Source organism: Lacrimispora xylanolytica, from assembly GCF_026723765.1.
Classification (GTDB): Bacteria; Bacillota; Clostridia; order Lachnospirales; family Lachnospiraceae; genus Lacrimispora; species Lacrimispora xylanolytica.
On sequence record NZ_CP113524.1, the window covers coordinates 619,286 to 633,422 of the forward strand.

The window sequence follows — 14,137 nt, forward strand, 5'->3', positions numbered from 1 at the left end:
GAAGGTAGGAAATGGGAATGGAAGAAAAACAAACAGAGAAAAAGACCGTAGATGTAATCATTCCGGTTTATAAGCCAGACGATACCTTAAAGCGTTTGCTTGAGAGACTGGCTGCACAGAACTATCCCATTCGCCGCATCATTGCAGTGAATACGGAAAGGTCTTATTGGAAGGACCATGTCTATGACCATATAGAAAATCTGGAAGTACACCATGTAACAAAAGAAGAATTTGACCACGGCGGAACGAGAAACCAGGGAGCCGGATACTCAAAAGCTGATATTATGGTCTTTATGACCGATGATGCAGTCCCAGCAGATAAAAATCTGATCGGCGCTCTGGTAAATGCATTTGACCAGGAAGGGAAAAATGGGGAAAAGGTAGTTATGGCCTATGCAAGACAGCTTCCCAATCCGGACTGCGGACTTGCAGAACAGTATACCCGGTCCTTTAATTACCCGGAAAACAGCAGAGTAAAGACAAGAGAAGATTTGCAGGGGCTTGGAATTAAGACCTTCTTTGCTTCCAATGTGTGCTGTGCCTATGACAGAGAAGCCTTTTTAGAAGCTGGTGGTTTTACGAGCCGGACGATCTTTAATGAAGACATGATTTATGCAGGAAATGCAATCAGATACCGGGGACAGGCCGTAGCTTATGCAGCAGAGGCAAAGGTGTACCATTCTCATAATTACGGATGCATGGAACAGTTTAGAAGAAACTTTGACTTAGCTGTGTCCCAGGCGGACCACCCGGAAGTATTTGAAGGAATCCGGTCGGAAAGCGAAGGAATCCGTCTTGTGAAGAGGACCATAGCATGGCTGGTGAGTGAAAACAAGATCTGGCTGGTTCCAGGGGTGGTTGTAAAGAGCGGATTTAAGTATATGGGATACCTTGCGGGGAAACGGTATCGCTCGCTTCCAACCTGGTTAATTTTAAGATTTACCATGAATCAGTCCTATTGGAAAAAGGAACCTGGATTTGAAGGGAAAATGTAACTATAAGGCAGTCTGGTTGTGGACGAGAGTTCATGGGCCGGGGTGCCTTTTTTGATTATTGGGTTGTGAAAAGTCTAGAAAACAATTATAATTAGCTAAACGTATATAGTGTTAATTTACTAATAGGAGATGATGAGATATTGAGAAGTCATAAAATCAATAGTGAAGCATTATTTGCTTTGGGTTCTGTATGCTGTTTATTGGTTATGAGATATTATGAAACAGTAATCTATTTTCGTAATATAAATATTTTTCTGGATAAGGTTTATAGTTTTATGGTAATTCCTCTTTTCTACTTTTTAATATCTGCTTGCATTGTGACTATCTTTATTAAACTATCTGACATTAAAATTTCCAACATAATAAAAAGGTTTTTTGGATTTATAGATATTATTTTTTTATTGGTTTATATTGTTTTTCTTGTTTTAAAGTTCGTGGGCTATATTAGCATTGGAATGATTTCCTTTGTCTCAATGTATTGGATTATTTTTATTATTATGGGAGTGATCTTTGCTGTGTGTGCTACTACAGATAAAGAATCGGGCATTCAAACAGACCAAAGTCTTAATTTGAAAGATTAAAACGATTTTGTTTTACAATGGGAGAAATAGTAATGAGTAAGATAAGCAATGAAAATGAAGATTATTTTGTAGAGGACATTATGGTTGCAAGATTATTATCATATGCTATTTTGATATACACGAGGGTGGTGCCGGAGACAGAATATAAAGAAAATCTCCATGCATATTTCTTAAAGGACCCTAATAATTCTTTGTTATTAGAATTGGAGTGGAGGACTTCAGATATACAATATTCAATCAACGTTATTATTGACTATGCTCGTAAAAATGATGTTGATTATGATACCTTTGGAGGATTCTTAATTAGTAAATTAGAAGAGATATATTATCAAGATGATATGGACATAAAGTACTTTGGCTCTAAAATGTATTTAGTATGGAGTGAGTTACCATCTGAAATTCAAAATAAAGAACCGTTTCGGATTTTATGTTATGCGGATGATCCATTGTCTTGGGAAGATGAAAACCAATCAAGAGAAATCTATCAAAGGATGTTTCATTACTATAAATAGGGTGAAAATAAAAAATTATAACCCCCTATTTGCAGATAGGAGAAATTGCCTTATATAGTAGCAATTTTTATTAAGAATCTGAAGAATAAATATTATGAAACAATACATTAAGAGGTGCGTCCAATATGACAGTAAAAGAAATAAAGGAAAAGCTTGCAAAAAAGGCTGTTATTTTTGAAACAGGAGGAAAAAGACCAACCAGGGAGTTACTAGAAAGCTGGATTGGAAGTGTTTGCTGGCAGCATGAAGGTGAGGACATTCCTAAAGATAAAAACGGAAATAATATGGCTTCTGTCGCAACAATATTCTTAAAAGATTTGCCCTTTGTCCCGCTAGAATTAACTGGGATCGAGCTTGTCACAGTATTCATGTCAAAAGATGTTTGGGATAACCTTATATCAGATGATTTGAGTCCATGGTTCTACATCCGTACCTATACTTCATTAGAGCAATTAGTCCCGTGTGAATACCAAACTGATATGATAAAGCCATTTCCACTAATCCCTCAATTGATAGAAAATGATTATCCCTGTTGGGATGGTGGAGGAATTCCCGAAGAAATTGAAGATACAATTCTTCAATTAGAAACAACGGAAGGAATCGATTATTTTGATGATATATGCGAAGAAATATATGCCCAGCACAAGGTTGGTGGTTACCCCGCTTTTTGCCAATCTGGTTATAGCTTTGGAGATGAATATGAATTTGTTATGCAAATTTCGTCAGATGCAAAAGCCTTATTTAATATTGTAGACAGTGGAAAATTCTATTTCTTCTACAATCCTCTAATATCAGATTGGAAAGTATATTGTGATTTCTATTAATACGATAAAAATCCTCTGATATAGAATGAATCAATTCCATTATAAACATATACATATGTACTACATAAACAGGATAAAGCGCGGAATGACCGTGCTTTTCCCATTACATAGAAATTAATATAACCTATCAAATTATTCTAACCCATAATACCTATCATCACACTCATAACAAAAAAATGCTACTCCCCCGCAAGATTCTCCTGCTTACGTTTTCCACCCCAATTTAGTATAATAAAAACAGCATAAATTGAGACAAGAGGATACCCATGGATAAAAGAAAAAAAAGCCTGCTTTTGTTAGTATTTGCCGGATTGCTCATTATCGTGTTCTTAACGAGACTGACCTCCTCCTTCTACGGATACGTCCTGAAAAAAACAGGACTGGAGCATGCAGAAAAGAATTCGGCTTATGAATATCATTATGTCATGATCATAGATAATCTGGATTCCCAGTTCTGGAACGACGTATACAAAAGTGTAAAGGAAGAGGCGGCTCTTCACGATGCCTATGTAGAACTAAAGGGAAAGGACCAATCCTCAGAATATACCACAGTTGATTTTATGGATATGAGCATAGCAGCAAAAGTAGATGGAATCCTACTGGAATTCACGGGAGAATCCCGGCTTGAGGATAAGATTAACGAGGCAGCAGCCAGAGGCATCCCTGTTGTGACCATGTTAAACGATGCCCCCACATCCAACAGAAAAAGCTATGTGGGAATCAATTCCTATCAGCTGGGACAGGAATATGGAAATCAGATCATAAAAATACTTCCCAAAGAGTCCAGGAAGATGAGAGTCATGATGTTCCTTCATGACAATTCCTCCGACAGCAGCCAATCCCAGATATTCAACCAAATCAATAACCGAATGGTTACTTCCAGTGATACCGCAAACCCCATCATAGTGGAAGAAATCAAGGTCCCCTCGGGACGTGCCTTTGAATCAGAAGAAATCGTCCGCAATCTTTTCCAGAATGATCAAGGCCCGCCTGATATCATTATCTGCATGGATGAGGTGGACACAGAAGCCGTATATCAGGCCGTAATTGATTACAACAGTGTGGGAAAGACCCAGGTGATTGGCTATTATAAATCAAAGGCCACCCTGGACGCCGTTTTAAAAGGGACAATGGCCATGTCACTTTACATTGACACCAGACAGATGGGAATATATAGTGTACAAGCCCTAACAGAGTCCATACATGACGGAAGGACCAATTCCTTTAACAGCGTGGACCTGGAGTTTATATCAAAGGAAAATGCCCTAAGTTTCGTAAATGACCAGTGGAGCAGCCATGAAAAATAAGTTAATCCATGTATGGGAAAATCTCCCCATCACCCGAAAACTGTTCTTAGAAATCGCCGTAACGGCTGTCGTACTCTTTTCCAGCAACTTATTTATCTATGCCCAGATTAATCAGATGGTGGAACGGATGAACTCTGTCTATATGAGCAATGTAAACTTAAACGAGTTATCAGACAGCCTATCCAATGTACAAAATTATATGTACCGGTACCTTCAGGTAAAAGATTCTGAATCCCTGACCAATTATTACCGAGCCGAGCAGGACTTAAGAAAGCTGCTGGAGGGGCTTAACGTATCTGTCACCGACAATCAGATCCAGATACTGGAAAAGAATATCAGGAACATGTCAGACAGCTATCTGACCATAACCGATGAGACCGTCCAGGCAAAGCGGGGCCAGAATGTAGAGAAATATAAGGTTTCCTACGAATCCGCCTTAAAACTGTACCGTTTTATCGGCAACGACGTCTCTGTCTTAAACAGCCTTCAATTTAAAAATAACTCAGCCAGCTACCAGACCCTGCAGGCAGCCCTCCAGTATCTGGAGGTCATAAGCTCTATCATTCTGGTCATAGTCATGATCACAAGCATCACCGTCATGATGATGATTACAAAGGACATGGTAACACCTCTGATTAACTTAGCCCACACGGCAAAGCTGGTTGGCGAAGGTAATTTCAATGTGAAGGTACCTTCCGTTCAGGCAGGAGATGAGCTTGGAATCGTAACCGGAACCTTTAACCAGATGGTAGAAAGTCTGGATGATTACGTCCAGAAAATCAAGGAAAGCGCAGAAAAAGAACAGGAGATGAAGGAGAGGGAGCTTCTGATGGAAAACCATTTAAAAGAGGCTCAGCTAAAATATCTCCAGTCTCAGATCAATCCTCATTTTCTGTTTAACTCCTTAAATGCGGGAGTTCAGCTTGCCATGATGGAGGACGCGGAAAAAACCTCTGTATTCATGGAAAAGATGGCAGACTTTTTTCGCTATAACGTAAAAAAAGGTTCCGAGGATGCCACCATTTTAGAAGAGGTGGAAACTGTAGAGAACTATATCTATATCTTAAACGTACGTTTTGCAGGAGATATCCAGTACAGCTCCTCCATTGATGAAGGAGCGTTAAACATTTCCATTCCCAGCATGACCCTGCAGCCACTGGTTGAAAATGCTGTCACCCATGGCATCCGAAACATTGAATGGCCAGGGAAAATCCATCTGTCCGTAGAGGACAGGGAGGATGAGATTGAGATTCGCATTGAAGACAATGGGAAGGGAATCGAGGAAGAAACGTTAGAAAGAATACGAGCCGGGCGTCAGAACGGCGATAAAAGGGAATCCACCGGAATTGGTATTTACAATGTCATTTCCAGATTAAGACTGTATTACAACTATGACGACATTTTCCACATCTTTAGTGAAGGAGAAGACAAGGGCACCACGATAGTCTTAAGGATTCCTAAAAGAGGAGGGGTTTCATATGTTTCGGATATTGGTGGCGGATGACGAAGGAATCATGCTGGAAGCAATAAAAAACATCATACAGTCTAATTTCGGAAGTGATTGCGAAATCGTCTGTGTTAAGACAGGAAGGGCAGTCATCGAGCAGGCAGGCTCCTTTCGGCCGGATATTGCCTTTGTGGATATTCAGATGCCAGGCTTAAGCGGCATCCAGGCTATCAAGGAGGTCAGAAAGTTCAATCCTTCCATTGTCTTTATCATCATGACAGCCTTTGATAAATTCTCTTATGCCCAGGAGGCAGTGAATCTGGGGGTCATGGAATTCATCATGAAGCCAGTCAATAAAAAGAAGATTTTAGAGACCTGCGTAAAGGCCATGCATCAGGTGGAGGAGGCAAGACAGAAGTTAAGTGACGATCTTAAAATCAGGGAGAAGCTGGAAATCGTAATACCCATGATAGAGAGCGGCTTTATTTATAACGTCCTTCAGGATGACTCAGACATATTAAATAACGGGTATGCAGAAATGCTGGATATCCAGACCTCCTATGGATTTATGATGGTTCTGGAATTCGGAGACAGCATTGAAAGCGGAACCATGACAAACGCCATTGGGGTAGGCGTTCGCGTCAGCAAGTATTATGCCATGATTCGGGAAATCCTTAAGGATTACTTTGATTGTGTTATAGGCCCGGTTATGGGAAACCGTCTTGTCCTGTTTCTGACCTTTGAAGAAGAAAAGATGCGCTACGAGGAACGGGTGGAGATCATCACCAGAACGAGAAATATGATTCATAAGCTGGAAAACAGCGCAGACATTAAATGCAGAGGCGGCATTGGCTCTGTAAAGCCATTGACCGCAATCCGGGATTCCTATAAAGAAACTTTAAAGTCATTGAGAGAAAGTGACAGCCATGTGGTACATATTACAGACATTCCAAACGTGGCAGATTACGACGGAGAATATCCCCTGGAGCTAGAACATATGTATTTGCAGCGAGGGGCGAAAGGAGACCGGGAGGGGGCCTTATCCTGTGCCAATGAATTCTTTGACTGGATGCTGGTGCATAACAACAATAACCGTTCCAACATTGAAGTAAAGATATTAGAACTGATTATGAGGCTGGAAAAGATGGCCTTTGAAGGCGGCAATCTCCGGTATGGCTTCCGTTACCGGGAGAATTACCTAAGCGAATTAAGAGAAGCCGCAGATACCGAAAGTCTGAGGATGTGGTTTCAGGAAAAGACAAGGGACATCTGTGACTGCATCAGTACAGCCAGGGACAGGGAATATGAAAATGTGGTTTCCAGGGTAAAAGCATATATCAATGAGAATTACGCAAAAAATATTTCACTCGATGATGTATCCAGAATGGTGGATATCAGCCCATATTATTTCAGTAAATTGTTTAAACAGGAGGTGGGAGAGAATTTTATTGAATATGTAACAGGAGTCAGGATGAAGCATGCGAGACATCTTTTGGAGGATCCCAAGTACAGCATCAAGGAGGTGTGTGTAATGTCCGGCTATGGCGACCCTAACTATTTCAGCCGTATTTTCAAGAAATACGAAGGGATGACGCCGAGTGAATACAGGGAGAGGTAAAGGTTATGAAAATGTGGAGAGGGAAATGGTTACTGATGATTATGCTCTGCTGCGTTTTTATGGTTGGCTGCAGAGATGCTGTTGCAGAGATGGAAAAAGGAACCGGACAGGATGAAAGTGAAAGGCCTGTAACAATCGGTCTCAGCATAGATTCCTTCGTAATCGAACGATGGATCAGAGACCGGGATGTGTTTGTATCTACGGCAAAAGACTTAGGGGCGGAAGTAAATGTTCAGAATGCAAATGGGGATGTAAATGAACAGATTGAACAAATCAAATATTTCATCAAAAAACAGATGGATGTTATTGTAGTAGTAGCGGGGGACAGTGAAGCACTTTCTGATGTGCTGAAAAAAGCAAAGGATGCGGGGATAAAAACCGTAAGCTACGACCGACTGATAAAAAATGCAGGCGCAGATATGTACATATCCTTTAATAATGAAGAGGTGGGACGGCTGATGGCAGAAAGCCTGAATCAGAATATTCCAGAGGGAGGGAAAATATTCATGATACAGGGACCTGAGACAGACAATAATGTACGCTTAATCCGTGATGGTTTTGATTCGAAAATTAACAATAACCTTCAAGTCGTATATGAAAACAATTGTGATGGCTGGCTGGCAGAGAATGCCTATACCCATGCAAAGGAAGCCCTGGAGGCTCATCCTGATGTAAAGGGGATTATGTGCGGCAATGACGATCTGGCCACCCAGGTATTTCGCGCGCTATCGGAAGACCGTCTGGCTGGCAAGGTATATCTGGTAGGCCAGGATGGGGATTTAATGGCATGTCAGAGGATTATGGAAGGAACCCAGACCATGACCGCATTTAAGTATGTGGAAGAGGAAGCCAGACTTGGGGCAGAATATGCCGTTAAACTTGGAAAGGGAGAGCCCTTAGAGGGAGTCAATAAAACCATTTACGACGGCACCTATGAGGTCCCCTATCTGGAACTGAAACCGGTAGCAGTCAATAAGGGAAATATGGATTCTGTCATCATTAAGGGCGGATTCCATTCCAAAGAAGATGTCTACTTAAATGTAAAACAGTAATACCAATAAACAGCATAGCATTTTTCTGAAACGAAAAAGTCCTGGGGGGTCAGGGCTTTTTTTATGTGGATGAATGAGTGCTAATGGTTCACAAACATATCCAGATAGGTTGGTGATAAGATAAAGCTACAAATAAAGTATTGGAGGAGGAACAAAGAACCATGAAAAGAAAACTTTTAGCAGTTGCAATGACTCTTGCCCTTGCTGCTACTGCCTTAGCAGGCTGTGGAAGCAAAACAAGCTCTGTGTCCGAAAGCAAAGAGACTCAGGCAGCAACAACGGCAGCAGAGACGACAAAAGCAGCGGAGAGCAAAGCAGAAGAAACAAAGGCCGGAAAAGCCGATGGTGTTTTAATCGGAGTTGCTATGCCGACCAAGGATCTTCAGCGGTGGAACCAGGATGGAACCAATATGAAAAAAGAGCTGGAAGATGCCGGTTATAAGGTTGACCTTCAGTTCGCAAGCAATGATGTTCAGACCCAGGTATCCCAGATTGAGAACATGATCTCAAACGGCTGCCAGCTCCTGGTTATTGCTTCCATTGATGGAAGCTCCTTAGGTGAGCCTTTGGCTCAGGCAAAGTCAATGGGCATTCCGGTCATTGCATATGACCGTCTGATCATGAACTCCGATGCCGTAACCTATTACGCAACCTTTGATAACTATAAAGTAGGCCAGAAGCAGGGCGAGTATCTGGTAGAAGCATTGGGACTGGAAAAAGCAACCGATTCTAAGAACATTGAGCTGTTCACCGGTGACCCGGCAGACAACAACTGTAAGTTCTTCTTCGGAGGAGCTATGGATGTCCTTAAGAAATACATCGACAATGGCAAACTGACTGTAAAATCCGGCCAGACCGCATTTGAGCAGGTTGCTACTGCTAACTGGGATTCTGAAAAAGCTCAGAACCGTATGGATACCATTATTGCAGGAAACTACTCTGATGGAACCGTACTTGATGCAGTTCTTTGCTCCAACGACTCAACCGCTCTTGGTGTAGAAAATGCACTAGCATCTTCTTATACCGGAAAATATCCGATTATTACTGGTCAGGACTGTGACATTGCCAATGTAAAGAACATGATTCAGGGCAAGCAGGCCATGAGCGTATTCAAAGATACCCGTACTCTCGCTTCCCAGGTTGTTAAGATGGTAGATTCCATTATTAAGGGTGGAGAAGCAGAAATCAACGATACCAAGTCTTATGACAACGGAACCGGAATTATCCCGACCTATCTTTGCGATCCTGTGGTTGTAACCTTAGATAACTATAAAGATATGTTAATTACATCCGGATACTACAAAGAAGATCAGCTGAAATAAAAATGATTTCCTAAAGGGGCGGCTTCTGCCAAGCGGGAGACGCCCTTTCATGATAATGGGAAGGGAGGGTTAATCTTGGCTAAAATACTGCTAGAAATGAAAAACATAACAAAGACATTTCCTGGCGTTAAGGTATTAAGTGATGTGAACCTCCAGGTGGAGGAAGGCGAGATTCACGCCCTGGTGGGCGAAAACGGAGCAGGAAAGTCAACTCTCATGAACGTGTTAAGCGGGATATACTCATATGGGTCCTATGAGGGGGACATCATCTACGACGGACAGATCTGTGAATTTCACGACATCAGTGACAGCGAGCACAAAGGCATTGTCATCATTCATCAGGAGCTTGCAATGGTTCCGTATATGACAATTGCAGAAAACATGTATCTTGGAAATGAAAAGGGAAAAAAATATGCCATCGACTGGAATGAAACCTATGGAGAGGCAGACAAATACTTAAAGACTGTGGGTCTTACAGAATCCTCCCATACATTAATTAAGGATATCAGCGTAGGAAAGCAGCAGTTAGTAGAGATTGCAAAAGCATTAGCCAAGCGGGCAAGGCTGTTGATCCTTGATGAGCCTACCGCATCACTGAACGAAGACGATTCAAAAGCTCTTCTGGAGCTTTTATTAAAATTCAAGAAAGAGGGAATGACCTCCATCATCATTTCCCACAAATTGAATGAGATAGCCTATGTGGCAGATAAGATAACCATTCTTAGAGATGGTCAGACCATAGAGACTCTGGACCGGAAGGTAGATGATATCTCTGAGGACCGTATCATTAAAGGAATGGTAGGCCGGGAGCTTGTGGACCGTTTCCCAAAACGCCACGATGTGACCATTGGTGAAATGGCCATGGAGGTGGAGCACTGGAATGCCTACCATCCCCTCTATTCCGACCGGAAGGTAGTAAGTGACGTATCCTTTCATGTAAGAAAAGGAGAAGTCCTTGGAATCTGCGGCCTGATGGGAGCCGGAAGAACTGAGCTTGCCATGAGTATCTTTGGCAAAAGCTATGGCGCCAATATTTCGGGCACCGTTCGCATTCATGGGGAAGAGGTGAACTTATCCTCGGTAAAGGACGCCATAAAGCATAAGCTTGCCTATGTAACAGAAGACCGGAAAGGCAATGGGCTCATTCTTGGAAATCCCATTAAAATCAATACCACCTTGTCTAATTTAAAGGCCATTAGCCGCCGGACCATCATAGACAAAGACAAAGAGTTTGGTGTGGCCCAGGAATACCGGGATAAATTAAAGACGAAATGCTCCTCCGTGGAACAAAACGTAGGAAATCTAAGCGGTGGAAACCAGCAAAAGGTGCTGCTTGCCAAATGGATGTTTGCAGAGCCGGATATTCTTATTTTAGATGAACCTACCAGGGGAATCGACGTAGGTGCCAAATATGAAATCTACTGCATCATCAACCGCCTGGCAGCAGAAGGAAAATCAGTGATTATGATTTCCTCCGAGCTTCCGGAAGTCCTTGGAATGTCTGACCGCATTTATATAATGAATGAAGGCAGGATGGTAGGAGAGATCGATGCAGAAGAGGCAACTCAGGAAAAAATCATGGCCTGTATTTTAAAATCAGATAAATACTCTGATGGGACAGAGAAAGCCCCCCTAGAACGGGCAGAACAGCAGAAGGGAGAGTAAGCAATGAAAAATAAGATTAAATTATCTGAGGGATTAAAAAAATATACCATGATAATCGTTCTTTTAGTAGTGGTCATTCTATTTACAGTCAATACAGGCGGGAAAATGCTTCTGCCCCAGAACGTAAATAACTTAATCGCACAGAACGCCTATGTATTTATTCTTGCTACCGGTATGCTGTTTTGTATTCTCACCGGAGGCAATATTGATTTATCCGTAGGTTCCCTGGTCTGCTTTATTGGAGCGGTTGGGGGAACCATGATGATCACATTTGGCATCAATCCCTATCTGACCTTACTGGCTATGGCCATCATCGGAATATTAGCCGGAGCATGGCAGGGGTTCTGGATTGCCTATGTAAGAATTCCTCCGTTTATCGTAACCCTGGCCGGAATGCTCATGTTCCGTGGACTTTCTAATGTAGTTCTACAGGGTATGACATTATCTCCGATCCCGGACCCATTTCTATCTCTGTTTAACTCCTATGTCCCGGATATTTTTGGAATGGAAGGCTTTAACCTGACCTGCTTTTTAATCGGAATTATTGCCTGCCTGGTCTTTATCGTTCTGGAGCTTTTAAGCCGTAGAAGAAGACAACAAAAAGGATACCATGTAGATCCATTATTTGGGACCATTGTAAAGCTGTCACTCATCAGCTTTGTCATTCTTGCTTTTATGTATAAGCTGGCAAAATACAAAGGCATTCCAAACGCTCTTATCTGGGTCACAGTCATCATCGGAATTTACAGCTATATTTCCTCGAAAACCACCACTGGACGTTATTTCTATGCCGTAGGAGGCAATGAAAAGGCCACAAGATTATCTGGTATTGATACCAATAAGGTATATTTCCTTGCGTATTTAAACATGGGCCTCTTAGCAGCTGTTGCAGGCATGGTAACCGTAGCCCGTCTTAATTCCGCAAACCCAACCGCAGGAAACAACTACGAGATGGATGCCATTGGCGCCTGCTTCATTGGAGGAGCCTCTGCCTACGGCGGAACCGGAACCGTACCAGGAGTTATTGTAGGTGCTACGCTTATGGGTGTACTTAATCTTGGAATGAGTATTATGGGAGTAGACCAGAATCTCCAGAAGGTAGTAAAAGGAGCGGTTCTTATGGCAGCAGTTATCTTTGATGTTGTGAGTAAGAGAAAATCATTCATTGCCAAACAGTAAATATCTGCATACGAAGACCACTTTCTGCCTGGCAGACGGGATAAGGAATAAAGAATAAAACATAATGTGTGCCGTTTGGCTGATGAACCTTCAGTCAGGCGGCATTTTTGACACCAGAGGGGAAAAACAGGCCCCGAATGGGGCTGAAACCAATAAATATTTTGCTATATATGGAAATCTGAGCTGAGTTGTGGTAGAATGCTACAAGTAAAAGAATGTTTTAAATGATAAAGGAGCATAAATTATGGGAAAGATAAAAGTATCAGAGTGCGGAATAGAAGGACTTTATGTCATTGAGCCAACAGTATTTCCAGATTCCAGAGGCTATTTTGTAGAGACCTATAATCAGAACGATTTTAAAGAAGCAGGCCTTACCATGAATTTCGTACAGGATAATCAGTCCATGTCAGTAAAGGGCGTTCTTCGTGGCCTTCATTTCCAGAAGGAGTTTCCACAGGGAAAGCTGGTTCGTGTAATCAAAGGCAAGGTATTCGATGTGGCAGTGGATCTTCGTTCCACTTCCGAAACGTATGGAAAATGGTTCGGCGTTGAGCTGACAGCAGAAAACAAAAAGCAGTTCTATATTCCGGAAGGCTTTGCTCATGGATTCCTGGTTCTGTCTGATGAAGCAGAATTTGCTTATAAATGTACTGATTTCTATCATCCTGGTGATGAAGGCGGCCTTCTTTGGAGTGATCCGGAAATCGGAATCCAGTGGCCGATCGAAGAAGGTATGGAGCTGATTATTTCTGAAAAGGATCAGAAGTGGGGCAGCATTAAGGATACCTTTAAATTTTAGTGAGAGGAGAAAACCATGAATTATCTGGTTTCCTTGTTAAAAGAAATTATAACAAAAAGAAAGCTAATCCTGGAGCTGTCAAAAGCAGATTTTAAGAAACGATTCGTAGGTTCCTACTTTGGGATTGCCTGGATGTTCTTACAGCCTATGGCAACGGTGCTGGTCTACTTTTTCGTATTCCAGATGGGATTTAAAAGTGTGCCGCCGGTACCCAATTACCCATATGTGCTGTGGCTCATCCCAGGCATAGTACCCTGGTTCTTTTTCAGTGAGGTACTGAACCTTGGAACCGGCTGCCTGCAGGAATATAATTATCTGGTGAAAAAGGTGGTTTTCCGCGTGGAGATTCTTCCGGTCATCAAGCTGATTTCCTGCCTTATGGTACATGGAATCTTTGCTCTTATCATGATCGTAGTATTCTTATGCTATGGCGTGTTTCCAAAAGCAAGCTGGATTCAAATCGCTTATTACTCCTTTGCAAGCTCCATGTTTTCCCTTGCAATTGCTTATTTTACAAGTGCCATACAGGTTTTCTTCAAGGACATGGCACAGATCATCGGCATTTGCCTGCAGTTTGGCATGTGGATGGTTCCTATCATGTGGGCACCGGAAATGTTTAAAAATTTCCCTTCCTGGCTGCCGACTTTGCTTAAATTAAATCCTTTCTATTACATTGTAGCAGGATACAGAGACAGCATGCTGTCCGGAAACTGGCTGGTAGAAAGACCCACCCTTGGACTTTATTTTTGGACCGTGACAATCGTGATCATGCTCCTGGGGTTAAAAGTATTTAAAAAGCTGCGTCCTCATTTTTCAGATGTGTTGTGACAAGCTTA

13 protein-coding genes are annotated in these 14,137 nt (G+C 42.0%); all 13 read left to right on the plus strand.

Going from position 1 to position 14,137, the window contains the following annotated elements:
* Positions 1 to 17: 17 nt before the first annotated feature.
* Positions 18 to 995, plus strand: a complete 978-nt coding sequence (locus tag OW255_RS03045; protein WP_268116570.1) for a glycosyltransferase family 2 protein — start codon at positions 18 to 20, stop codon at positions 993 to 995.
* A gap of 140 nt (positions 996 to 1,135) precedes the next feature.
* Positions 1,136 to 1,576, plus strand: a complete 441-nt coding sequence (locus OW255_RS03050) for a hypothetical protein (protein WP_024837372.1) — start codon at positions 1,136 to 1,138, stop codon at positions 1,574 to 1,576.
* A gap of 32 nt (positions 1,577 to 1,608) precedes the next feature.
* Entirely contained in the window at positions 1,609 to 2,088 is a 480-nt protein-coding gene (locus tag OW255_RS03055) for a hypothetical protein (RefSeq protein WP_268115597.1), read from the plus strand.
* Between the two features lie 125 nt (positions 2,089 to 2,213).
* Complete coding sequence (locus OW255_RS03060; RefSeq protein WP_268115598.1) at positions 2,214 to 2,912, plus strand: DUF1963 domain-containing protein; 699 nt, start codon at positions 2,214 to 2,216, stop codon at positions 2,910 to 2,912.
* Between the two features lie 266 nt (positions 2,913 to 3,178).
* Positions 3,179 to 4,219: a substrate-binding domain-containing protein gene (locus tag OW255_RS03065; protein WP_024837369.1), complete on the plus strand. Its 1,041-nt coding sequence runs from the start codon at positions 3,179 to 3,181 to the stop codon at positions 4,217 to 4,219.
* Positions 4,209 to 5,723 (plus strand): sensor histidine kinase, encoded by a 1,515-nt coding sequence (locus tag OW255_RS03070; RefSeq protein ID WP_024837368.1) that lies wholly within the window; start codon positions 4,209 to 4,211, stop codon positions 5,721 to 5,723. The genes OW255_RS03065 and OW255_RS03070 overlap by 11 nt, the downstream gene beginning before the upstream one ends.
* Complete coding sequence (locus OW255_RS03075) at positions 5,698 to 7,284, plus strand: helix-turn-helix domain-containing protein (RefSeq protein ID WP_268115599.1); 1,587 nt, start codon at positions 5,698 to 5,700, stop codon at positions 7,282 to 7,284. The genes OW255_RS03070 and OW255_RS03075 overlap by 26 nt, the downstream gene beginning before the upstream one ends.
* Before the next feature lie 59 nt (positions 7,285 to 7,343).
* Entirely contained in the window at positions 7,344 to 8,336 is a 993-nt protein-coding gene (locus OW255_RS03080; RefSeq protein WP_268116571.1) for a sugar ABC transporter substrate-binding protein, read from the plus strand.
* 161 nt (positions 8,337 to 8,497) lie between these two features.
* Positions 8,498 to 9,658 carry a multiple monosaccharide ABC transporter substrate-binding protein gene (gene chvE, locus OW255_RS03085; protein WP_268115600.1) on the plus strand — a complete coding sequence of 387 codons (1,161 nt, stop codon included), beginning with the start codon at positions 8,498 to 8,500 and terminating at the stop codon, positions 9,656 to 9,658.
* 75 nt (positions 9,659 to 9,733) lie between these two features.
* The gene (mmsA, locus tag OW255_RS03090) at positions 9,734 to 11,323 is read left to right on the plus strand and encodes a multiple monosaccharide ABC transporter ATP-binding protein (RefSeq protein WP_268115601.1); all 1,590 of its coding nucleotides are present in this window, start codon (positions 9,734 to 9,736) and stop codon (positions 11,321 to 11,323) included.
* Between the two features lie 3 nt (positions 11,324 to 11,326).
* Complete coding sequence (mmsB, locus tag OW255_RS03095; protein ID WP_024837363.1) at positions 11,327 to 12,502, plus strand: multiple monosaccharide ABC transporter permease; 1,176 nt, start codon at positions 11,327 to 11,329, stop codon at positions 12,500 to 12,502.
* 244 nt (positions 12,503 to 12,746) lie between these two features.
* A complete protein-coding gene (rfbC, locus tag OW255_RS03100; RefSeq protein WP_024837362.1) occupies positions 12,747 to 13,301 on the plus strand; it encodes a dTDP-4-dehydrorhamnose 3,5-epimerase in 555 nt (184 codons plus the stop codon).
* 15 nt (positions 13,302 to 13,316) lie between these two features.
* The gene (locus tag OW255_RS03105; protein WP_024837361.1) at positions 13,317 to 14,129 is read left to right on the plus strand and encodes an ABC transporter permease; all 813 of its coding nucleotides are present in this window, start codon (positions 13,317 to 13,319) and stop codon (positions 14,127 to 14,129) included.
* The last annotated feature ends 8 nt before the right edge of the window (positions 14,130 to 14,137 follow it).